A 22164-nucleotide genomic window follows, 5' to 3' on the forward strand; every position below is an offset into this window, starting at 1 on the left:
TAACAAAGAAAACATTATCCAGCTAGGGAAGCATCTCTTTTGACAAATGTAAATTATCACAAAAAACGAATATCATTTCTTTTTAACGAATATAAAACAGCGAAGTAACGATTATAAACCATGAGAAAACAGGTAACAGACAGCGTTCTTTTAGTAAGACCCTCTGTCTTCCGTAAAAATGAACAGACTGCGGTCAACAACTTTTTCCAAAAGGATATCGAAAATCTCAGTACAGAAGAAGTCAACAAAGAAGCGCAAGGAGAATTTGACGCGCTAGTAAATGAATTGAAGTCACATGGAATTTTGGTGACTGTCATTCAGGACGACGAAAAATCAGAAAGCCCCGACAGTATATTCCCCAATAATATTGTCTCCTTTCATCAGGATGGAAAAATAATTTTCTATCCTATGTTTGCTCCAAATCGTCGAAAAGAACATTTATTGGATTTCGAAGGTCCATTGAAGCAAAACGGTTATTATGTAAAACTGACTAAGGATCTCAGTGAAGCCGAAAACAATAAACAATATCTGGAGGGCACTGGCGCACTCGTTTTGGACCGAGCTCACCGTATAGCCTACTGTGCCTTATCCGAAAGGGCGGACAGAAGTATGCTCGATGAATATTGCAGAACTGAAAACTATACACCTGTTGTATTTCACGCCTTCCAAACTGTCCATGGAGAGCGGAGACCTATCTATCACACCAATGTGGTGCTAGCCGTAGGCGAAGACTTTGCCATCTTATGTCCGCAGGCAATTGACGATCCCGCCGAGCTCAAAACCCTACTGAAAAGTTTGAAAGATACAGGCAAGGAGATCATTGAAATCAACGAGAACCAACTCGAATCTTTTGCGGCAAACTGCCTCCAAGTGAGAAACAAATATGGGAATCGGTTTATTGTCCTGAGCAATCAGGCTTTATCCTCATTGACTTTATACCAAACAGCGCAATTAGAAAAGCATGGTAAAATCATCCATCAGGATCTACATGTTATCGAGACCTGTGGTGGTGGAAGTGTACGCCACATGATGGCCGAAGTTTTTCTTCCGAAAGAAAAAATACTGAGCTAGCCATCAAATATCACGATGCTAGCGGAAAACATCCTTTTAGCAGGTCTACTCTACCACTTTAGGCTTACGAATAAACAAATAAAATGCCCCTTGAAGCCATTGCTCCAAGGGGCATTACCTTTTCTAAAACAATCTAATTTCTCCAGCCAATTTAGAACGAATACCTCAATCCCAATTGGAATTGGAGCGGATTTCCTGAAGGTGACACAATACCAGAGTTGTTCAATCTATAATTAAACTGCTGCTTCACGGGATCGAATGCGGGGATTTCGGGATTACCATTTGCTGCCGCGGTTTTTGATACAGCGTACAACGATTGGTTACCTAAAGATTCATTGACTCCCCAGGTTTTCTTAAAGAGATTCGCGACATTGAATACGTCTGCAGAAAGCTCCAAAGCATGCGTTTTGTAGAGGTTGAATTTTTTAGCTATTCTTAAATCAATCAAACCGTAAAAACCATTAATACCACCATTTCTTTCCGCCATCTTACCTTCATACTTTTTAATATAATCTTTCAGACTTTGACTGGCTTCACCATTCGCCAACAAGGTATTCATGGCATCAGCCAAAGCTTTTGGTGTGTTTGTACTATTGGGATCGAAAATAAAGGCCAAGTCATTCGAATTGGATACAAAATCGCCATTGATGTTACCTCCAGCAAGTAAGCTGTAGCGTGTTCCACCAATTCCCGAATAACGAACCCCTACACTGACACCATAAAATGTAGGTAGTGTACCATAAATAACAATTTTGTTTCGGAATTGATTATTCGAATAGCTCATCTTACTCAAATCTCTTGGATCATCTTTTACCGCCAGCGATAAGGTCGCTGTATTGGCAACATTTCCATTGTAGGATGTGTTATCTTTCGCATCGTTCCACGTGTAGCTTACAGAAATCGATCCATCTTTGTAGTACTGATAACTTGCATCCAATACAACTGCAAACTGATTTACTTTTCCCTCAGAGTTCAGTTCTAACACGCGTCCAAACTTATTGGAAATCCTTCCCTGTTTCCAATCTGGAACACCATTTACAATAGCCGTCGCCGGTACGAATACCCCACGATTATCTTCATTCGCCAATCTAAAGAACGGATCTTGAACCATATTACGATCAACATACATGTAGTTGTTGCGTCCTAGATTCATATATCCTGAAAGACTTGCTTTTAATTTTTCGGTAAAGAAGTGCGTGTAAGAAACATTGGCCTTGTACACCACTGGTATTTTCGCATCAGCTCCGTAGGTATTGATCGTTGGCACTTGAAATTGAGCCAAGGTTGGCGTTTTTGACGGATCTTGTCTGTACCCCACAAAATTAGGCGTAGGTACATCGTTACCGCGAACATCTACCGTTGCGAAATGCTTCCCATCAAAAGTTAAATTATTGATGGTCATATAATTATTAATATCAGATGCAAAGATACCTGCCCCTACACGGAAAAAATCTTTTCTTTCTTCATTCACATCCCAAGTCATCTGGAAACGCGGCTGTACTACAAAGGATTTCAACTTGTGATCTGTACGCACCCCCACTTCTTTCAATAATTCTTCATTCAGTGGAGAGGTTGGGTAATGACCATAATCCAATCGTAGTCCCGCAACCAAATCCAATCCTTTTGCCAATTTAGTCTGCAACTGTCCATACGCACCAGCATTAAATATCTTTCCAATAACAGTTGGATCTGCCACTAAGGGAACTTCCCGGTAAAATGCGTAAGGTTTTAAGTTTGCAAAATTTTGCAATGCCGTATTGGTCGCATCGTCCCTAAAATGAAAACGTCCGTTGACTTCACTTCCGTAAATCGAATTTGCATGTGTATACATCAAATCCACACCAAAAGTATAATTGATATTGTCTGTGCTATAATACAAGTTATTGACCAACTGTACGACATTATTCTTAAAGGACTCCTGGGCAAACCGATGACCGCCTAATTGGATGTTGGTCGACAGATTACTTCCATCAATGGTAGACACCACATTCTCAACAATGGCACGGGGAATGTTTTGACTAGGCAACATGTCGCCAGGACTACTTTTTTGAAAAGTATACAGGTGTTACAATTTCAGTTCATTAGTAAGCTTGGGGGAAATGGAAGTCCGTAAAGTTGCTAAAAAACTGTTATCAATATTCTTGTCATTTCCGTATGATTCATATAAATTGATAGCGGTATTATCCTCCAGACCAAGTTTATTGAGGTCACTTGTAAAGTTATTGCGTATTGTCAATAAGTTCTTTTCATTGATCTGCCAGTCTATACGACCAAAAACAGCATCAGAATTACGTTTTTTATCGAAAGAACCATATTGCCTATCATTACTCAATCCATATTTTTCACGACCTATCCGAATATACTCATCTAAGGTAGATTGAGTAACATTGAAACGTTTTTCATCTGCGGGAGAATTGATATCCGCAATAATCAGTGGGCGGGCATCCCGTTGATGATCCCATGCAACAAAATAATGTAATTTGTCTTTAATGATCGGACCGCCCAATGTAAATCCATATTGATAGGTAGAAAAATCATTGCTTCGTTTGTTTCCTCTGATATCGTAGGGACTGGACAACCAATCGGCCCTTGAATAAAGCCAAGCGCTTCCGTGCGTTTGATTTGTTCCCTGTTTGGTCACCGCACTAACGGTTCCACCGCCCGCTCTTCCGTAGGTCACATCATACTGGTTGGTGACCACTTTAAATTCCCGGACTGCTTCTATCGAAATGGAGAAAGGTGCGCCGCTACGGCTGGTTGTCGAACCTGCAGAAGTCGGATTTTTGGCATTCATACCATCGATGGTAAAATTGGTAGAAGAGCCCAACTGGCCACCGATATTATCGCCCTTACTCAAAGGAGACAAATCCATTAGCGACGTAAAATTCCGGCCGTTGACAGGCAACTTCGCGATATCCTTGGCTGTAACCGCGGTAGCGGCACCTAGATTTTCTATTTTATTCTTCAGCGTACTTATTCCTGTTAATTCAACAGTTTACAATACATTCGACGTGTTTTGAATAGGAATGGTCAAGCGTACAATATCACCCTGATTTAAATTAAATCCCGAACGAACTTGTTCGCCATAACCTATATAAGTTACTTTGACGGTATAGGGACCACCTAAAGGCAACTCCTTAAAGTTGAAATCACCATTTGCATTGGTTGAGGTCTTCGTTGTGAAACCGGTCGATTCATTCCGTACTTCGATGGAAGCACCATGAACCCCTTTGTTGTTCTCGTCCGTAATCTTTCCGGAAAACCCCGCTTGGGTCGTTTGTGCGTACAACCCTGTTCAAAGTGCGATGGCACACGTTGTAAGAAGAAATTCTTTCATTTAGTTGTTGGTTGTGATAATGAAAGCAAAACTACATCGGAACTGTTAACAGGAGCTAAACGAAATATTATGAAATTATAAACAAAGCATTTCAACGTGTATATAAACAAAATGAAACTTCTTTAGGAAAAAAAGACAATACCGGAAAAGGCAACAAAAGTATTTTAAGATAGGGATAGAAATATCCCGATACTGCAAACATCATGATTTAGCAGACAGTAACAAAAAGAACGCAAACTGAAAATTCTTTCTGCCCAATAATATCACAAAAAAGTCAGCCGAAGCTGACTTTCTAATATAAAATTGTAAACTTAAAATCCAATGGATTAAAGTACTTGTAAAGGTCCCTAAAGAGGCTATCACCATATTTGACATAAAGCAAAGCGAAATTTTCAGAGCGCTCCTGCAGTCCTCCACCCGGAAAAAGCTTTTCCTTCACGTTATCAATATCCGTTAAAGCATGCTGATGGTTCCGCTTCTCAGCTTTCATCAGCTTTTTCTCCAAATTATTGATCGCTTTCTTTAACCGTGCTTTTACGGCTTCAGTGCTAGGACCCAAACTTGGATCTATTTTATGAGTTCTTAACCTTATCTTACCAAAAATGGCGTTCAGCTCCATCCATTCGTCATTGAGATTCAGTCGTTCTTTGGTATGACGTCGAACATACTCTTTTTTCAGCACTTCTGCCGGCCGAAAAATACTCTTAAATGTAAGATCAACACGAAACAACTTAGCTGCAACGTTGTCCTCGGTAATCATTGCTGAGTTACGAGGGATCAAAATTGGAAAATCTACCTGATATTGGTCAAAGTTGGATTTTAACTGCATCCAATAGACCATTTCGGCGCCACCGCCAATATAAGCAAGGTTGGGAAGTATAATTTCCTGATACATCGGCCGCATGACCACATTTGGACTGAAACGCTCTGGATAACACTCGATCTCCTGCTCCAGCTCTGCTTTGGTAAAATAAATATGCTGGTGCAATACTTCGTATCGGCCGTCAGCAGTCAGTACTAAACGCTCTCTAAATTCGTCCGTCAAATAAAAGAAATTAATCTCACGGGCATGCACTTGGGTAGAGAAACCATTTGATTCCAACTCTTCCGATCGCGCTGTTATTGCCTTAAAGCTTTTTTCAGAGAAGATATCTTCCTTAATAATTGGCTTGAACAGTTCCTTCAATTCCCGGTCATCTGCATCGACGATCAAAAGACCGTAAGACTTAAACAACTCATTGACCATATACCGTGTTGCATCTGCTAATCGATCATGGTTCAAATAGGCTTCTTCTACAATGCGTGTCAGCCTGGTCGAATTTTCGGAAAGCCCTAAAATATTGGTATACTGCTTCACAGCATCAACGATTGTTGCGGTATCCATTCGCCCCGTAGCAGAAACAGCAGGAGTATCCCAAGCAATTTTCTTACCGAAGACTCTGGTGTGGTTGATCTCTTCAAAATCATGATCTTCAGTTGCCATCCAATATACTGGAATAAACGTTTTATCAGGATGCTTGGCATGTAAATCTTCAGACAAACGTATTGCCGTCATGATTTTAAAAATAAAATATAAAGGCCCCGTAAAAATATTGAGCTGATGCCCAGTTGTAATGGTATAGGAATTTTGGTCGAGCAACAGTTCTATATTGGCCGCTACAGCAGGAGAATCCTTTAATAGTTCGCCATATTGTTTTTTAAGACGCTCAACAAGAATTTCCCTGTGTTCAAATTTCTTCTTTTCGTTCAATTGCTTTTCAAAACCAGCCCAGGTAGGCCAATTCCCAACAAAAGGTTTTAAGGCTTCATCATGTGCCAAATAGGCTAATAAAGTCTTGGAGAAGCTATTTGTTTCACTATATTCAATATAAGTTGCCTTCATCTGCAAATTTTATTAATTATTCTCTATTCTTAATTGATAACGAAAATCCCCCAAAGCAACCTGACATGGCAGTGAATCTTTTCCGTTAATAGAACCTATTTTCAATTTCAATCAGAAGGCTGATTCATCCTGAAACTACAGGCTTTCTTGAATCTGATTTTAAACGGCTATAGATTGTTTAAAATGGGGATTGTACGTTTACAAATGTATCTAGTTTGCCCCGACAAAATAGTGAATTTTCACAAAAAGCTTGTCCCGCTTTTAAATTATATCATTTTACTGACAATTGCCTATAAACAAACGGGCCTCCTTTGACTAAGGGAGGCCCGTTTGTTTATATTATCATCTATAAGCTTTTATACTTATTTCCTTACAATCTCACCATATAGATCGAAATCTTCAGCTCGGTCGATTTTTACCTGAACAAAATCACCAATGCGTGCATAAGAATCTACCGCGGGAATCAAGACCTCATTGTCGACCTCCGGAGAATCGTATTCTGTCCGGCCAATAAAGTAATCGCCGTCTACCCGATCAACCAGTACTTTATAGGTATTACCGACTTTAGACTGATTGATATCGTACGAAATACCTTGCTGTATTTCCATGATGGCTTCCACCCGTCCTTCTTTTACTTCCTGTGGCACATCGTCCTCCAGAGAATGTGCGTGCGTCTTTTCTTCGTGAGAATAGGTAAAACACCCTAATCTGTCAAAACGGGTTTCTTCAACCCAATCCAACATCTCCTGAAAATCCTGTTCAGTTTCACCTGGATAACCACAAATTAATGTTGTACGCAAAGCGATATCTGGAACTTTGTCACGTATTGCGTTGACAAGATCAATCTGTTTCTGTTTTGTTGTACCTCTTCGCATAGACTTCAACATCGGATCAGATATATGTTGTAGTGGCATATCCAAGTAATTACAGATATTCGAACGTTCGTTCATTGCGTCCAAAATATCCATTGGGAAACCCGAAGGATAGGCATACTGCAGTCTGATCCATTCGATACCATCAACATCTGACAAATGGCGCATTAAATCAGAAAGATTGCGCTTTCCATAAATATCTAAGCCATAATAGGTCAGGTCTTGTGCAATCAGAATCAATTCTTTCGTGCCGTTCGACGCAAGAAATTTTGCCTCTTTGACAAGATCGTCAATGGATTTAGAAACGTGTTTACCACGCATCAGGGGAATTGCACAAAAAGAACATGGTCGGTTACAACCTTCAGCGATCTTAAAGTAAGAAAAATGCGAAGGTGTTGTCAATAAGCGCTCACCCAATAACTCGTGTCGATAATCAGCACCAATGGATGACAATAGCTCCGGTAAATCGTTCGTACCGAAAAAGGCATCAACATTGGGGATTTCAGCCTGTAACTCCGGCTTATATCGCTCAGAAAGACAACCTGTAACGATCACTTTGTTGATTTTACCCTGATCTTTTAGATCCGAATATTGTAAGATCGCATCAATTGATTCTTGTTTGGCATTATCAATAAAACCGCAGGTATTGATTACGACAATATCATTCGCTTGTATATTGGATGCTTCATGCACGACTTCCATCTGATTGCCCTTTAACTGGCCCATCAGGACTTCACTATCGTGAATATTTTTCGAACAGCCCAAGGTTACCACATTGACACGTGGTTTATTTATCAAAGGGGCTGGTTTCGCGTATTTTGTCTTCATATGATTAGACGGTAGACTCTATTTGAAAAGGGAGTCGACAAATTCCTTTTTGTTAAACAACTGAAGATCACCAATTTTCTCTCCTACACCAATATATTTCACCGGGATCTTAAATTGATCAGATATACCAATAACCACCCCGCCCTTCGCCGTTCCATCGAGTTTCGTCAATGCTAAAGCGTTCACATCGGTTGCCTGTGTAAATTGCGTACATTGCTCAATGGCGTTTTGCCCTGTTGATGCGTCCAAGACCAACAAGATTTCATGTGGTGCACCTGGAACAACCTTTTGCATAACATTCTTAATCTTCGTGAGCTCATTCATTAGCCCAACCTTATTGTGCAAACGGCCTGCGGTATCAATGATACACACATCTTCGCCATTTGCTACTGCCGATTTCACGGTATCATAAGCCACTGAAGCAGGATCCGAGCCCATGGCCTGAGCGACAACACGCACGCCAACACGCTCACCCCATAATTTAAGTTGATCAACAGCAGCCGCCCGAAAGGTATCCGCTGCCCCCAATACAACTTTGCTTCCAGCTTGTTTCAGCTGATGAGCCAGTTTGCCAATAGTCGTTGTCTTGCCAACCCCATTGACACCTACAACCATAATAACGTATGGTTTATGATCGCCATAATTGAAATTCTCGAAATCAGCACTATTGTTCTCTGCCAGTAGCGTTTGAATTTCTTCTTTCAGGAGATTGTTGAGCTCAGAAGTAGAAACGTACTTATCTCGGGCAACACGGGCCTGTATGCGATCAATGATTTTTAAGGTAGTCGTAACCCCAACATCAGAAGTAACCAAAACCTCTTCCAGATTATCCAGCACATCGTCATCTACTGTTGATTTACCAACGACAGCTTTTGTAATCTTGGAAAGAAAGCCTTCTTTTGTTTTTTCCAAACCTTTGTCTAAGGCCTGTTCTTCTTCTTGTGTTTGTGGTTTTTTCTTAAAAAAATCAAATAATCCCATGGAGTGTAGTAGTGAAAATTGATGTTCAAATATAAACAAATGTCCTCAACAAAAAAAGCCCTTTCGGTAGGATACCAAAACGGCTATTTTTATCGAATTCTTTTTAAAGAAAAACTTTAAAAAAGGAAAATGCTACTCGTTATTTTTGAGCTGCAGCAACGACGTCTTTCACTTTATCGTTGTGAACCATACCTTCTTTGAAAGTATACGCGCCAGTTTTTGCAGATTTAGTAGTAATAATAACCTTTGTAAATTCTTTACCGCCACCTTTTTGTAACGATGCAACTGCTTTCTTTGCCATGGTATATTAATATTTTACTTAGCCTCTCTTTCAAGTGCTAAGATGTGTGACTTACTTAATTTCTTTATGAACAGTAACTTTTCTCAATACTGGGTTGAATTTTTTCAATTCCAAACGCTCAGTTGTGTTCTTTTTGTTTTTAGTAGTGATGTAACGAGACATTCCCGGAAGACCACTTTCTTTGTGTTCAGTACATTCTAAGATAACTTGTACTCTATTTCCTTTTTTAGCCATTGTTTTACTTTATTTTGAATCCTATTATAGGATTGAAATTCATGAATAATCTTAATGTAACAGGCGCGACAATCAATTAGATTGACCCTTTAACGATAAATTTATTGATCGCTGCTGTAATCCCGTTCTTATTGATAGTCTTGATAGCAGAAGTAGATACTTTCAACGTAATCCAACGATCTTCTTCTGGAATGTAAAAACGTTTCGTTTGTAAATTTGGATAGAATTTACGTTTAGTTTTAACGTTTGAGTGAGAAACGTTATTTCCTGTTAACGCCGCTTTGCCTGTTAAATCACAAATTCTTGACATGATATTATTTTTTTGTTGTCTTTATTACAATATGTTAATCCTTTGCACTCTCTGCAAAGAGTTTGCAAATATCTATATTTTTTTTTGGATAAGCAACAAGATAATTGGAATTATTTTTAAAAATAGTTCTACACAGGAAGGGTAAGGGCAAAAATAAAGGATTTTATTGTATTATATTTGCTCTGTAAAGAAAAATAGTTTTCAACAATTCACATTTATGAACAAATATCTTCGCAAGGGCTTAAGGGAAATAATCATTGGTGTCGTACTTGTAATCTTAGGATATTACCTCATGGAACAACGCTCCAACTGGTATAAACTTGCTATGCTTGTCGGAGTTATTGTATTTAGTATCGGTGTCCTGACTTTGATCTATCGCATGATTCGTAAAGTAGACCGAAATGCCATTATGGAGATGCGCGAAGAATCGCATAAAAAAGAGAAAGAAGGAGATGCTGATCAAAACTAGGGGTATTGTCCTAAAAACAACCAACTATTCGGAGAGTAGCCTTGTTGCGCAGATATACACGGAACAGTTTGGGATGCAATCCTATCTCATCACGGGCGCAAGGAAGCCTAAAGCAAAGATCAAGGCCAATATTCTTCAACCCTTACATTTACTGGAAATTGTCGCTACACATAAAGATAATGGTTCTTTACAGCGGATCTCCGAAGCGCGTCAAGTCCCTGTCTTGCAAGAAATACCTTATGATATTGTTAAAAGCTCGCTCGCACTTTTTCTGAATGAAATACTCTATAAAATTCTGAAGGAACAAGAAAATGACGATTATCTTTTTGAATTCATCCATCAGTCTGTACGTTGGCTAGATGAAACGCATTTAAATCTGGCCAATTTCCATCTTGTTTTTTTAATCAAGCTAACCCGCTTTCTCGGGTTTTATCCCGCTGAATCAAAACAGGCCCACCCTTATTTTAATCTTCATGAAGCTACCTTCTCCGATAGCCTTCCTGAACACCCGCTTGTATTACAGGAACCACATACGTCAATTTTCAGAAATTTAATCGAATCCGAATATTCGAATTGTGACCGCATAAAAATGACCGCTTCTGATCGACAATTCCTGCTGGAAAAAGTGCTCGACTTCTATCGTCTCCACCGCACAAATTTTAAAGAAATAAAATCGCTCTATATACTCGAAGAAATATTTAGATAAGCTACGCACAGCTTTCTCCTTTGAAAGCGAATTCTATGCTGCCTTTAGATCCAAAACAGGCGGATGAACGCGGCTATTCTTTTGCGCAAGCGCAGCAACTGTAGCTCTTCCAAACACTTACCCTTTTATAATAATTGATCTCTCGGATAAATTCTTGGTACATTTATTGTAAAAAAATTGAAATAACATTTTGATTTACTAGAATCATTTTCACCTAAAAAAGTCTTAAAATATGGAACTTAAAGAAAACTTTTTAAAGGTTGTTCGAGACAACTATGCCAACTTTGAAGGAAGGGCTCGCCGTAAGGAATATTGGATGTTTTTCCTTGCAAATCTCATCATTAGCGCAATATTTGCAATACTTGGACAAATTGCAAGCTTATTTACGTATGTCTCAGGTTTAGTAAGTTTAGCTTTAATAATTCCTGGAATAGCCGTTACGGTCCGAAGATTACATGACACCAATAAATCAGGCTGGTTTATATTAGTTGCATTGATTCCATTTATTGGTTGGATCTACCTGCTTTACTTATTGGTACTGGAAGGCGACAAGGCTTCAAATCAATATGGTCCAGATCCCAAAGGGATGGAAAACGTAACAAATCATCCTTTTACTCAAAGCCAAGATCCCTTCGGTTCTTCTCGGCCACAGGACCCATTTGGAAGTTCACAACCATCAAATCCTACGCCACCAGCACCTGATAAAGATCCTTTTGCTTAGATGCTAACAGCATAAAAAAAGCTTTCACAATTGTGAAAGCTTTTTTTATATTATTTTGCTTCTTCTCTATACCACATCAATGGTCGTCAAAAGAAAATATTCGATAGCCTACAAACATGTATACGCTCGTCGAATGCAATCCAATAAAAAATTAATGTCTGTGTTTTTTCTTTTGTTGTCCCGGAGCAAAATCACGTGCCGACTGCTCACCATAGTATTTTTTAGCATGCCCAGGAGGCATTCTTTTCGGACCACGGCCATGACCATGGTGATGATGGGCAGAATAACAGGCCGACATGGATAGCGCAATAACAACAGACAGCCCCAATACTAGAATACGTTTCATCTTCACTAACTATTTTTAAATACCCTATTATAATTATCAGTCCAAATTATTTACTCAAGCAAGTAAACACGCCCTGTCGCAGAATATCCTTTTCTAAGAGCCAGATTTCCCATAAAATAAAAAAGCCCATGCTGTTCGCATAGGCCTTTTCACAATAAATATATCTTGAATCTAATTAGATAACTCTTACATTTACCGCATTAAGACCTTTACGGCCTTGTTCAACTTCGTAAGATACATTGTCATTCTCACGAACTTTGTCTACTAATCCAGAAACGTGAACAAAAATTTCGCTCTCGCCTGAGTTAGGGATGATGAAACCGAAACCTTTGGTCTCATTAAAGAATTTTACTTTACCTTCTTGCATGGCACTATATTATTAATTTCCCTAAAGGTAGAGAAATAAAATCAAAAATCTTAACCTTTTTATTTTTTTTATCCGTTAAACTTTTTCATAAACTTTGGCTCCAATCTTGTAGCAATGCGATAATGGCAATCGTATTATTATAAAAAGTTAAAGACGAAAAATATGAAAAAAATACTATTAGGACTAGCCTTTTTAGGTTTGATGACCCAAGTAAACGCGCAACAAATGGTTAATAAAGAATTTGTATCTACGGTAGGCCGTGCAGAAGAAGAAGTAACACCAGATATTATCTATATTGATGTTACCCTAAAAGAGTTTTATGAGAACGGTAACACGAAGAAAAAGGCCGCAATAGAAAAGCTAGAAAAAGATCTGTTCGATTCGGCGACAAAAGCGGGTGTAAAAAAAGAAGATTTTACCATCCAGAATATCTGGAGCTATAATGTTCCGGATAAAAAGAAAAAAGACACCGATATCTTGCTCTCCAGACAATACCGTATTAAGGTAACCAACTTGAACAATTTGGGCCAACTATTAGACGGTGTTGACAAAGCCGGTATCCAAAGCACCTATATTAGCGAATATGATTATTCAAAGAAAAAGGAGTTGGAAAAAAGTTTAAAAACCAAGGCGGTATTGGATGCAAAAGTCAATGCTCAAATTTTGGCAGAAGCCGCAGGCCAAAAAATTGGTAAAGCGATCGTATTATCTGAAACACCACAACAAATTATATTTGGCGTACAACCGATGATGCGTAATGCCATGTATAAAGGTGCTATGGCCGAAGCAGCAGACAGCGCTGGTGACAGTGGGTTAGATTTAAATATCAGACCGATGAAAGTTACGAGTGAAATCAGCGCTTCATTTGAGTTATTGTAATCATGCATAGGGAAAAAACTCCAGCAGATAAATTAAAACAAATTGACCAAGATTTCGGTTGGATTGACCGAATATCTTGGTTAATGGATAATCAATTCAAGATTGGAAACTTTCGCTTCGGACTTGATCCAGTCTTGAATCTCATCCCCTTAGGTGGCGCGATAGCGGGCTTCGGAACCTCTCTGGTTCTTGTCATAGCCATGTGGCGTAACGGCGCCAGTCCAAAATTAGTCATACGCATGTTACTCAATATCTCGATTGATGCTGTTTTGGGTAGCATTCCTTTCCTCGGAAACTTTTTTGATTTTTTTAGCAAGGCCAATGAAAAGAACATCAAATTATTACGACAACATTACTACGAAGGCAAGCATTCAGGCTCGGGTATCGGTATAATCATCAGTATTCTAACGGTCTTCTTCTTATTCATCGGTGTTACATTTTATCTTATCTGGACGTTATTCTCTTGGGCATTCTCGCTATTGAATACCCTCGGATCCTAAATAAACCTCCTTGCTTCACCTATAGGGCAGAATCCTTCGCATTTCTCTTAAAACAGTTGCCCATATCTAATATCTATTTAATAATTTTGATCGCGATAGTCATCGTGTTATGACATCCAGAACTTAATCTCAAATTTAAAATGAGCAAAAAAAGAATATTTGCACTGATTTTGATCGTCATCATGCTGGCCGCAATTTTGACTAACCCAAGCAAAGAGGAACACGAAAAGGTTGTACGCGCGAAAGCTGAACAGCTATTGAAAAGCCAGCTTCATGCGAAAGATCAAGAGTTTTTCGGATTGGGGATGCAGCTCTTCGGAAATGACATCGTCGATAAATTTATCCAAAGTTCCGTTGTGGTCGACAACTACTATTTGTTTTCGCTAACCAAAATAAAATGGCAGGGTACAGAACAGATTATCGGTGGCGGAGCTTTTAAATACATCTGGCTGAGCCCAAAAATTGATGAAAAGGCCGACGAAATTATTGCTGCATTGAAAAAGATTTAACATGCCTTTAGAAATACTTTATCAAGACGAATCCATCGTTGCAATCAATAAACCACATGGACTATTGGTGCACCGATCTGCTATTGCGCGCGATGCTTCAGCGTTTGCCCTACAGCTCCTTCGGGACCAATTAGGAAAAACCGTTTATCCCGCACATCGTTTGGACAGGAAGACCGGAGGCATTCTGTTATTTTCATTAAATAAGGAGACGGACCAATACTTACAAAAAAGTTTTCAGGAGCGTAAGATCGACAAAAAATACCTCGCTGTTCTGAGGGGCTTCGCGCCAGCAGAAGGCCTGATTGACTATCCCTTAAAAAGGGACGATGGCACCGTTCAGGAAGCACAAACATCTTTTCGCTTACTTGCTCAAGGCGAGTTGGCCGTTCCCTTCGGAAAATTTCCGACAGCACGATACAGTCTCGTCGAAGCCAACCCAATTACGGGTCGTATGCATCAGTTACGTCGCCATTTTGCGCATATCTTTCATCCCATTATCGGCGATCGTCCGCACGGATGCAACAAACAAAACAAGTTCTGGAAAGAAGCCTACCAAATGGATACCATGCTATTGCATGCCTCGGAACTGACCTTTAAACATCCTTTATCGGGCGAAGACGTTCATATCAAAGCACCCCTACAACCCGATTTCATCCGGGTATTGGAAATATTAAACCTCAACGCGATATGTTAAAATTGATTCTCGAAGCCTTTATCAGCATATCCGGTATTACCGCAGCTTCTGGTATTGTCTATCAGGATAGGCAAATCCATATCGTTTCTGACAATAGCAATTATATCTACAGCTATAGTATCACAGACCAAAAGTTGTCTAAAACGGCACTACGGCAGTCTGATCCGATGGAAAATAGGGCTAAAGCAGCTAAAATGGATTTGGAATCGATCACTTTCGATGGAAGCCGCTATTATCTTTATGGCTCTGGTTCTACCCCAAACAGAAACACTCGTTTTATTTGGGACGGCAAAACAGTCCTTCAGGAAGACTACAGTAACATCTATTCTTCCTTAATGGAAAAATTCAATATTTCCAAAGAAGACTTCAATATTGAAGGCGTAGTTCATTTAAAAGATAAGATCTTATTTTTTAACCGGGGAAATGGCCCTAAAGGCATAAATGCCATTTTAGAGTATCATCCGCTTGCTGCCGAACAATCCCGCTGTATCCCGATTGAACTACCCAAGCTCAATGGCATCTCGACAGGTTTCTCAGATGCCACCCTGGTTGGAAATGAAATCTATTTTATTGCTACCGCCGAAAATGCAAAATCGACTTATCTGGATGGAGAGATCAGTGGTTCTCTTCTTGGAAAAATACCTTCCGATCTTTCCGGCAAACCCGAGACATTCGAAATTCCCGAAAAGCATAAATTTGAAGGAATCACATTGAAAGAGGAAACGGCCCAAGGCCTAATGTTCCTGCTATGTGAAGATACCGATAGCGAAGATGATTATATGACCATCTATTCGCTCCGGGTAAGCAATTAAATCGATTGTTCTAAAATGGATTCACAGTGAGGAATCACGTATATTTTATTAAATTTGTAGCTGATTAAAACTTAATTTTTATGTTAAAAAATACTGCCCTTTCGGAGACGCACATTGCTTTAGGAGCAAAAATGGTTCCCTTTGCAGGCTTCAACATGCCCGTACAATACACAGGCATCAATGATGAGCACGAAACAGTTCGCACAGGTGTAGGAGTTTTTGATGTAAGCCACATGGGTGAATTCATCCTAAAAGGGGAAAAAGCCCTGGATCTACTTCAAAAAATCTCTTCCAATGATGTGTCAAAATTATACGATGGCAAAGTTCAATATGCTTATATCCCCAATGAAACTGGCGGTGTAGTTGATGACTTCCTAACATACCGTATAGACGATAAGACATATTTTTTGGTTGTGAATGCGTCAAATATTGAGAAAGACTGGAACTGGATCTCCAAATACAATACAGCTGGTGTGGAGATGAAGAATATCTCTGATCAAACCTCCTTATTCGCGGTACAAGGTCCTAAGGCTGCAGATGCACTTCAATCGCTTACCGACATCGAATTAGCTCCAATGGAATACTATACCTTTGCAAAAGGTACATTTGCGGGCGTAGAGAATGTGTTGGTTTCTGCAACAGGATATACGGGAGCTGGAGGTTTTGAAATCTATGTGGCCAATGAAGATGCCCAAAAAGTATGGGATGCTATTTTCGAAGCCGGTAAAGCTTATGGAATCAAACCTATTGGTTTAGGTGCCCGTGATACTTTACGTCTAGAAATGGGTTTCTGCCTATACGGAAATGACATCGACGATAATACCTCTCCTTTAGAAGGCGGTTTAGGCTGGGTAACGAAGTTTACAAAAGACTTTGTGAATTCTGCGGCGCTTAAAGCGGAAAAAGAAGCTGGTCTAAAGAAAAAGCTCGTTGGTTTCGAAATGATTGACAGAGGCATTCCTCGTCATGATTACGAAATTGTTGATGCTGATGGAAATGTAATTGGACGTGTGACTTCAGGTACACAATCACCAACATTGAAAAAATCAATCGGTTTAGGTTATGTGGACACAGCCTTTTCAAAAGACGGCACCGAGATCTTCATTCTGATCCGTAATCAAAAAATAAAAGCAAAAGTAACAAAACCACCATTTGTGAAGTAATAAAAAAAGCCTGCTNNAGCAGGCTTTTTTTATTACTTCTTCTTTTGTTTTGTAATAAGTTGTTGTTTACCGCTTTCTTTTTGCTGAATAAGTGATCGAACCCGTTTGCTTAAAACAACACGGAGATAGATCAAAACCACCAAAAAGGCGATGGATAATCCCGTTACCAGCATGTTGCCGGCCTTATACCCTTCAAAACCACTGTAAACTAAAAATACAATAGCCAAACTCAACACTATATTTAGAAAAAAATACTTTAACATATCACTTTTTTATTAATCCCAATACCCGCTGTCTCCATCCGCCAAAGAAATAGAATGCTCCACCAACAATGTTTAATAAAACAATCGTCAAAGCCATCAGCATCCTTTCTGTGTTAGAAATTGTCCTCGAAAGCATGATTTCCCGTAGAACCAATATTACCCATAGGAGAGACAATAGAATGGAAAGGCTACCTAATATGGGGAATATACCAAGGTTAAATAATCGCGCTAAAATAGCTACGCTATAAAAAGCAAGACTAAACAAGAAAGCTTGCTTAGTCTGATGCTCCAAATTTTTCATCTTAATAAACGTCTAACTCTGGATCGATTTCCTCTTTCCAAGCTAAAATTCCGCCTTTTAAATTTGCAAGATTGTCAAAACCCTGTTGTTCCAATAACATAATCGCCTGTGCAGAACGTTTTCCAGAACGGCATTGTACGATAACAGGTTTATCTTTCGCAATCTTATCAGCTTCGATCAGTATACCTGAAAGTGGAATATTCAATCCATTTAAATTGGATACTTCATACTCAAAGGATTCACGAACGTCTATCAACTGAAAATCTTCGTTGTTATCGATTTTATTCTTTAATTCTTGTACAGATACTTCTTTCATTTTCAAACAATTTAATAGTCAAATATACTACATTTTTTCCGAAAGTGTTCGCTTTCCTGGATGCTCAAAATCAGTCGATGTTGCTAAGAGTAGCCTCAATTTTTAGTGTATTAACGGCATTAGAAATCTTAGATGGGTTTTGCCTGTCATCGGATCATTTGAAATGGATCATTTTAGGAAGTTTATTGTCTGCACAATTCGCTTGTAGAATTTTCCTTATCTTCACCCAGACTTTACTAAGCTTTATATGAATTCAATACCTAAAATTATACTGTCTATATCTTTACTTGCACTCTCGGCAGTAAGCTATGGACAGCAAGTTATTTCCGAGCAGGAACGCCAAGATGTGAGCCGCATACTCAATACCCTAGCCGCTGACGATATGCGTGGGAGATCGGCTTTGACAAAAGACATCGAACCAGCTGCAGATTTTATCGCTGCCGAAATGAAGAGAATAGGCCTTAGCCCCTACGCAGAACAAAATTACAGGCAAACATTCCAATTGGATAAAATCTCTCCGGTAAGCAAATCCGCAACCATCAATAAGCAGCTGATCCCAGCTGACCATGTTATTTCACTTGGAAACCACGTTGATTTACAGTGGGATAATCGAAGTAGCCTTAACATCGTCGAAATAAAATCGGGCGATGATTTTGCGAAAGTATTTAGAGAACATTCTCTAGCCAAAGAAAATACACTTGTATTGGTAGACCCCTCCTTTGAAAGCTATTTTGTGCGTTTTGGTCAAATGCTCAACTCTCCTAAATTTATAGAGGACCCCTCCAAACAAAAACCATCAATTGTCTACCTTTTAACAGCGGAGAAACCCCAAACTTTTCAAATTCATATTGAACGGAAGCTTCAAAATTTCCCCTTGTTTAACGTGGCAGGAATAATCCCCGGGAAAAGTAAACCGAACGAATACGTTATCTTTTCGGGACATTACGATCATATTGGCATCCTTCAGGCAGTAGGCCAAGATTCTATTGCCAATGGCGCCGATGACGATGCCTCAGGTGTGACCGCAATGTTAACCCTGGCAGATTACTACAAAAAACAAAATAATAATGAAAGGACCCTTATTTTCGTCCCTTTTACGGCAGAAGAACTGGGCATGTATGGCTCAAAATATTTTTCCAACCACATCAATGCTGACCAGGTAGTCACTATGATCAATATGGAAATGATCGGAAAAGATTCCAAATTCGGTCCCAATACAGTGTATATTACAGGATACGATCAGTCGAATCTTGGTGAATTAATGCAGGAAAATTTAAAAAATACAAATTTCCGATTCTATCCTGATCCATATACCAAACAAAATCTCTTTTATCGAAGCGATAATGCGGTATTGGCAGCCAAAGGTGTGCCTGCGCATTCATTTTCAACATCCCAAATGGATAAGGATGAATATTACCATACCGTAAAAGATGAAGTGTCTACATTGAATGTTCAGAATATCATTTCCAGTATAGAAGCGATCGCCATAGGCACCTCCGGAATTGTAACAGGCAAACAAACACCTTCACGGGTCGAAAAACTAAAAGATTAGGCGACAGGCCTAAGCTTTTACTTCTTTTTGCATGACATAATCGTTTAGAACATAATCATAATAAGGAATATCAATCGTTTCAATGATCTCAAAGCCCTGCTTCAAATAGAAATGGTAAGCAGGGTTATTTCTATTTACGTTCAATTCAAGAATCCCTTTACCCTTTAAGATGGTTTTTTCTGAAGCGAAGTCTATCAGCGCCTTTCCGAAGCCTTTTCCTTGCACATTGGGCATCAAATAGAGCTTTTCAATACGTACACGATCCTCAAGAGTTCGCAAGGCAATAAATCCCTGACCGATACCATCTTCTTTCAAGACATAAAAAAATTGGCCATTAACCATACTTTCTGCAAGTCCCTCAACGGTATAGCTTTTTTCGAGCATAAAGTCAATTTGATCTTGTGAAAGTATCTCTCCATAAGTAACAGGCCAAATACTATGCGCCATATTTGAAATGCTTCTGATATCGCTTTGTTCTGCCAATTCTATTGTTATCATGCAATCTTTTCTCCTATTAAAATGTATTTTATATGGGAAAATTTAAGGACAAATAAGCCGTCTTTTTCCATTTCGTATTCGTTGTCATTGATCTTAATCAAGCCTTCGTGCGTGTTTTTTTCATCAGCATCAAGCCCCTCAATTCGGATTCTTTCCCCTGTAGGCTTCCATTTGGTGAAGCCTGTTGTCACAAAACAATAGCGAACTCCTTTAGAGATAAGCACAATATTAATCTGCTCCAGATAGGGCTGGTAATAAGCCACATCAAGCTGATCAGTCAGGATATTCACCGCTTTGTATTGATGTGCTATCAGGTATTCTATAGCCGTCTTTAGAAAATCATTATCATAGGAAATGATCTTTAAATTTTCCTGTGAATCGTTAATGGATTTTTTTGTAAAAACGATATCGAACTTATAACCACGCGCATCCAATAAATCGATGGTTTCCGCCTCAATGACAATTGTGGGGCTCCATTCCAGCAGCTGCCCCAAGCCCTCTTCGTCGATGAGGAAAAGGTCTTCAATCAGTAATGCAGGTTCCTGATTCTCTCGAACAATGTGATGAGATGACATATATAATTTAATAACCGAGCCTACGCAAGGTAATGTATGCCATCAACCCCGTACTAATCTCCAAAGAAGTCTCATCCACGTCAAAGGTCGGCGTATGGACAGCTGAAGAGATACCACGTGCTGCATTACCTGTACCCAAACGATAGAAACAAGCATTAATTTCTTGTGAATAATAGGAAAAATCCTCCGCGGCAGGCCATAGATCTAAGTCTACCACATTTTCCTTACCGAGATACTCTTCTGCAAATGTCCGTGCACTTTTAGTCAATTGGGGCTCATTGATTAGAAAAGGATAGCCCTTACGGACTTCAAATTCACAAGTCGCTCCCATACTTTCAGCAATGCTCACAGCAATCTTTACCATGCGCGCATGTGCTTCAGCACGCCACTCCTCATCAAATGTGCGAAATGTACCTTCCAGATAAACCTGGTCAGGAATAATATTTGTAGCTCCGTTGGCCATAATCTTTCCAAAAGATAGCACAGTCGGTGTACGTGGATCTGCAAAACGACTAGCAATCTGCTGCAAAGCGGTAATGATCTGTGCTGTAATAACAATTGGATCAATATTTTGATGCGGGTGCGCACCATGCCCGCCCCTGCCTTTGACTGTCATAAACAGTTCATCGCAGGAAGCCATATATTTTCCCTCACGGAAACCAACCTTGCCTACCTCAATAAGGGGCATCACATGCTGACCTATTATGGCTGAGGGGGCAGGATTCTGCAAAGCGCCCGCTTTGATCATTAAGGAAGCTCCTCCTGGCAAGCGCTCTTCGCCAGGCTGGAAGATCAATTTGATCGTTCCTCCAAATTCGGCTTTTAGGCTATTCAATATTTTAGCTGTCCCCAAAAGTGAGGAGGTATGTACATCATGGCCACAGGCATGCATCACTCCTGGGGTGTTGGAACCATATGAACGCCCCTCCACTTCTTGAATTGGTAAAGCATCCATATCTGCGCGCAACGCGATAACTTCATCTGAGGGTAGGTCACCTTTGATTAAAGCGACAATCCCCGTATCAGCTTTAGCCTCATAAGGAATTCCCAATTCATCCAATTGCTTTTTTACAAATGCCGAGGTATTGTATTCTTCGAAGGAAAGTTCAGGATTCTGATGAAGATGTCTACGGTTGGAAACCGTATCTTCAAAATATTGATGAGCTAAGGCCAGGACTTTTTCTTTCGTACTTGCCATGAGGTTGATTGATTTATTGATATACAAAAACGTTCTCTGAAAAAACAAAGACGTTGCTAAAATATTGACGTAATTCACGCATGAAGGCATTTGCTTCAGAGCGACTTCTAAAATCACCTACCTTGACGCGATAATTGGGTTCATCATAGGTGATATAGGTATCAATATCTTTATACATACTTCGGAAACGTGTCTGCTCCGAAAATGCCTGATTCCGATTCGATCCAGCAAAGATCTGTACACGGAATCCCCTTACTTTGACCCGCGTCGCCGCTGAGCGGACAACGGGTTTAGCAGGAACTACTGTCGCTTTGCTTTCGACAGGATTGATCCCCATAGCTGCCCTGAAATTTTGAAGCTGTGTAATCAATGAATCTTTGGTTACAATTACTCCACCTTTTTCTTGTGCGTTTACCTGAACTAGCGCAAACAACACAAGTGCATGTATGAAAATCAATCCTCTCTTCAGCATAGTTTAA

29 protein-coding genes are annotated in these 22164 nt (G+C 39.6%); 11 read left to right on the forward strand and 18 right to left on the reverse strand.

Annotated features, from left to right (window positions below; genetic code table 11):
• Positions 1 to 120: 120 nt before the first annotated feature.
• On the forward strand, positions 121 to 1071 hold the full coding sequence (gene ctlX / locus B4Z90_RS24625) for a citrulline utilization hydrolase CtlX (RefSeq protein WP_070562556.1): 951 nt from the start codon (positions 121 to 123) through the stop codon (positions 1069 to 1071).
• Positions 1072 to 1222: 151 nt separating this feature from the next.
• Here the strand turns inward: ctlX and B4Z90_RS24630 are convergent, their stop codons facing one another.
• The 9 genes from B4Z90_RS24630 to rpmB all read right to left on the reverse strand — a co-directional run bounded on the left by B4Z90_RS24630 (position 1223) and on the right by rpmB (position 9816).
• Positions 1223 to 3100, reverse strand: a complete 1878-nt coding sequence (locus tag B4Z90_RS24630) for a hypothetical protein (protein ID WP_286803600.1) — start codon at positions 3098 to 3100, stop codon at positions 1223 to 1225.
• A 36-nt stretch (positions 3101 to 3136) separates the two neighbouring features.
• A complete protein-coding gene (locus B4Z90_RS24635) occupies positions 3137 to 3943 on the reverse strand; it encodes a hypothetical protein (protein ID WP_254667656.1) in 807 nt (268 codons plus the stop codon).
• A gap of 123 nt (positions 3944 to 4066) precedes the next feature.
• Complete coding sequence (locus B4Z90_RS24640) at positions 4067 to 4360, reverse strand: carboxypeptidase-like regulatory domain-containing protein (protein WP_254667657.1); 294 nt, start codon at positions 4358 to 4360, stop codon at positions 4067 to 4069.
• A gap of 340 nt (positions 4361 to 4700) precedes the next feature.
• Positions 4701 to 6290 carry a bacillithiol biosynthesis cysteine-adding enzyme BshC gene (bshC, locus tag B4Z90_RS24645; protein WP_070562559.1) on the reverse strand — a complete coding sequence of 530 codons (1590 nt, stop codon included), beginning with the start codon at positions 6288 to 6290 and terminating at the stop codon, positions 4701 to 4703.
• Positions 6291 to 6652: 362 nt separating this feature from the next.
• Positions 6653 to 7990 carry a 30S ribosomal protein S12 methylthiotransferase RimO gene (gene rimO / locus B4Z90_RS24650; RefSeq protein WP_070562563.1) on the reverse strand — a complete coding sequence of 446 codons (1338 nt, stop codon included), beginning with the start codon at positions 7988 to 7990 and terminating at the stop codon, positions 6653 to 6655.
• Positions 7991 to 8008: 18 nt separating this feature from the next.
• Positions 8009 to 8971, reverse strand: coding sequence for a signal recognition particle-docking protein FtsY (ftsY, locus tag B4Z90_RS24655; protein WP_046672598.1), 963 nt, complete (start codon positions 8969 to 8971; stop codon positions 8009 to 8011).
• Positions 8972 to 9110: 139 nt separating this feature from the next.
• Entirely contained in the window at positions 9111 to 9272 is a 162-nt protein-coding gene (locus B4Z90_RS24660) for a DUF4295 domain-containing protein (protein ID WP_070562566.1), read from the reverse strand.
• A gap of 51 nt (positions 9273 to 9323) precedes the next feature.
• Positions 9324 to 9506: a 50S ribosomal protein L33 gene (gene rpmG, locus B4Z90_RS24665; RefSeq protein WP_002998409.1), complete on the reverse strand. Its 183-nt coding sequence runs from the start codon at positions 9504 to 9506 to the stop codon at positions 9324 to 9326.
• A gap of 76 nt (positions 9507 to 9582) precedes the next feature.
• Positions 9583 to 9816: a 50S ribosomal protein L28 gene (rpmB, locus tag B4Z90_RS24670; RefSeq protein ID WP_046672597.1), complete on the reverse strand. Its 234-nt coding sequence runs from the start codon at positions 9814 to 9816 to the stop codon at positions 9583 to 9585.
• Positions 9817 to 10033: 217 nt separating this feature from the next.
• Here rpmB and B4Z90_RS24675 point away from each other — a divergent pair, with 217 nt between their 5' ends.
• The 3 genes from B4Z90_RS24675 (at position 10034) to B4Z90_RS24685 (ending at position 11712) form a co-directional block, all read left to right on the forward strand.
• Positions 10034 to 10285 carry a hypothetical protein gene (locus B4Z90_RS24675; protein WP_046672596.1) on the forward strand — a complete coding sequence of 84 codons (252 nt, stop codon included), beginning with the start codon at positions 10034 to 10036 and terminating at the stop codon, positions 10283 to 10285.
• Positions 10269 to 10991, forward strand: coding sequence for a DNA repair protein RecO (gene recO, locus B4Z90_RS24680; protein ID WP_070562569.1), 723 nt, complete (start codon positions 10269 to 10271; stop codon positions 10989 to 10991). Before B4Z90_RS24675 ends, recO begins: the two co-directional genes overlap by 17 nt.
• Positions 10992 to 11223: 232 nt before the next feature.
• Positions 11224 to 11712, forward strand: a complete 489-nt coding sequence (locus B4Z90_RS24685) for a DUF805 domain-containing protein (protein WP_070562574.1) — start codon at positions 11224 to 11226, stop codon at positions 11710 to 11712.
• Between the two features lie 151 nt (positions 11713 to 11863).
• Here the strand turns inward: B4Z90_RS24685 and B4Z90_RS24690 are convergent, their stop codons facing one another.
• Together B4Z90_RS24690 and B4Z90_RS24695 are read right to left on the reverse strand one after the other, a co-directional pair.
• Positions 11864 to 12058 (reverse strand): hypothetical protein, encoded by a 195-nt coding sequence (locus tag B4Z90_RS24690; RefSeq protein WP_046672594.1) that lies wholly within the window; start codon positions 12056 to 12058, stop codon positions 11864 to 11866.
• A 175-nt stretch (positions 12059 to 12233) separates the two neighbouring features.
• Entirely contained in the window at positions 12234 to 12425 is a 192-nt protein-coding gene (locus B4Z90_RS24695; RefSeq protein ID WP_046672593.1) for a cold-shock protein, read from the reverse strand.
• 162 nt (positions 12426 to 12587) lie between these two features.
• Here B4Z90_RS24695 and B4Z90_RS24700 point away from each other — a divergent pair, with 162 nt between their 5' ends.
• The 6 genes from B4Z90_RS24700 to gcvT all read left to right on the forward strand — a co-directional run bounded on the left by B4Z90_RS24700 (position 12588) and on the right by gcvT (position 16982).
• The gene (locus tag B4Z90_RS24700) at positions 12588 to 13304 is read left to right on the forward strand and encodes an SIMPL domain-containing protein (RefSeq protein ID WP_046672592.1); all 717 of its coding nucleotides are present in this window, start codon (positions 12588 to 12590) and stop codon (positions 13302 to 13304) included.
• Between the two features lie 2 nt (positions 13305 to 13306).
• Positions 13307 to 13804, forward strand: a complete 498-nt coding sequence (locus B4Z90_RS24705) for a DUF4112 domain-containing protein (RefSeq protein WP_070562577.1) — start codon at positions 13307 to 13309, stop codon at positions 13802 to 13804.
• 140 nt (positions 13805 to 13944) lie between these two features.
• Positions 13945 to 14313 carry a DUF4359 domain-containing protein gene (locus B4Z90_RS24710; RefSeq protein ID WP_070562579.1) on the forward strand — a complete coding sequence of 123 codons (369 nt, stop codon included), beginning with the start codon at positions 13945 to 13947 and terminating at the stop codon, positions 14311 to 14313.
• 1 nt (position 14314) lies between these two features.
• The gene (locus B4Z90_RS24715; protein ID WP_070562582.1) at positions 14315 to 15007 is read left to right on the forward strand and encodes a pseudouridine synthase; all 693 of its coding nucleotides are present in this window, start codon (positions 14315 to 14317) and stop codon (positions 15005 to 15007) included.
• Entirely contained in the window at positions 15001 to 15819 is an 819-nt protein-coding gene (locus B4Z90_RS24720; protein ID WP_046672588.1) for a DUF6929 family protein, read from the forward strand. The genes B4Z90_RS24715 and B4Z90_RS24720 overlap by 7 nt, the downstream gene beginning before the upstream one ends.
• A gap of 80 nt (positions 15820 to 15899) precedes the next feature.
• Entirely contained in the window at positions 15900 to 16982 is a 1083-nt protein-coding gene (gene gcvT / locus B4Z90_RS24725) for a glycine cleavage system aminomethyltransferase GcvT (protein ID WP_070562585.1), read from the forward strand.
• A gap of 32 nt (positions 16983 to 17014) precedes the next feature.
• Here the strand turns inward: gcvT and B4Z90_RS24730 are convergent, their stop codons facing one another.
• From B4Z90_RS24730 to B4Z90_RS24740, 3 genes are read right to left on the reverse strand one after another with little or no spacing between them, the layout of a single operon-like run.
• Positions 17015 to 17245 carry a DUF6358 family protein gene (locus tag B4Z90_RS24730; protein WP_070562589.1) on the reverse strand — a complete coding sequence of 77 codons (231 nt, stop codon included), beginning with the start codon at positions 17243 to 17245 and terminating at the stop codon, positions 17015 to 17017.
• 1 nt (position 17246) lies between these two features.
• Positions 17247 to 17546: a hypothetical protein gene (locus tag B4Z90_RS24735; protein ID WP_046672585.1), complete on the reverse strand. Its 300-nt coding sequence runs from the start codon at positions 17544 to 17546 to the stop codon at positions 17247 to 17249.
• Between the two features lies 1 nt (position 17547).
• Positions 17548 to 17862, reverse strand: a complete 315-nt coding sequence (locus tag B4Z90_RS24740; protein ID WP_070562591.1) for a rhodanese-like domain-containing protein — start codon at positions 17860 to 17862, stop codon at positions 17548 to 17550.
• 247 nt (positions 17863 to 18109) lie between these two features.
• Here B4Z90_RS24740 and B4Z90_RS24745 point away from each other — a divergent pair, with 247 nt between their 5' ends.
• A complete protein-coding gene (locus B4Z90_RS24745; RefSeq protein WP_286803603.1) occupies positions 18110 to 19414 on the forward strand; it encodes a M20/M25/M40 family metallo-hydrolase in 1305 nt (434 codons plus the stop codon).
• 9 nt (positions 19415 to 19423) lie between these two features.
• Here the strand turns inward: B4Z90_RS24745 and B4Z90_RS24750 are convergent, their stop codons facing one another.
• From B4Z90_RS24750 to B4Z90_RS24765, 4 genes are read right to left on the reverse strand one after another with little or no spacing between them, the layout of a single operon-like run.
• Complete coding sequence (locus tag B4Z90_RS24750; protein WP_070562594.1) at positions 19424 to 19912, reverse strand: GNAT family N-acetyltransferase; 489 nt, start codon at positions 19910 to 19912, stop codon at positions 19424 to 19426.
• Positions 19909 to 20487, reverse strand: coding sequence for a hypothetical protein (locus B4Z90_RS24755; RefSeq protein WP_070562597.1), 579 nt, complete (start codon positions 20485 to 20487; stop codon positions 19909 to 19911). The genes B4Z90_RS24750 and B4Z90_RS24755 overlap by 4 nt, the downstream gene beginning before the upstream one ends.
• A gap of 7 nt (positions 20488 to 20494) precedes the next feature.
• On the reverse strand, positions 20495 to 21685 hold the full coding sequence (locus tag B4Z90_RS24760; protein ID WP_286803605.1) for a M20 metallopeptidase family protein: 1191 nt from the start codon (positions 21683 to 21685) through the stop codon (positions 20495 to 20497).
• Positions 21686 to 21698: 13 nt separating this feature from the next.
• Entirely contained in the window at positions 21699 to 22157 is a 459-nt protein-coding gene (locus tag B4Z90_RS24765; protein ID WP_088159759.1) for an SPOR domain-containing protein, read from the reverse strand.
• Between the last annotated feature and the right edge of the window lie 7 nt (positions 22158 to 22164).

Source organism: Sphingobacterium sp. UBA5639, assembly GCF_002421245.1.
Classification (GTDB): domain Bacteria; phylum Bacteroidota; class Bacteroidia; order Sphingobacteriales; family Sphingobacteriaceae; genus Sphingobacterium; species Sphingobacterium multivorum.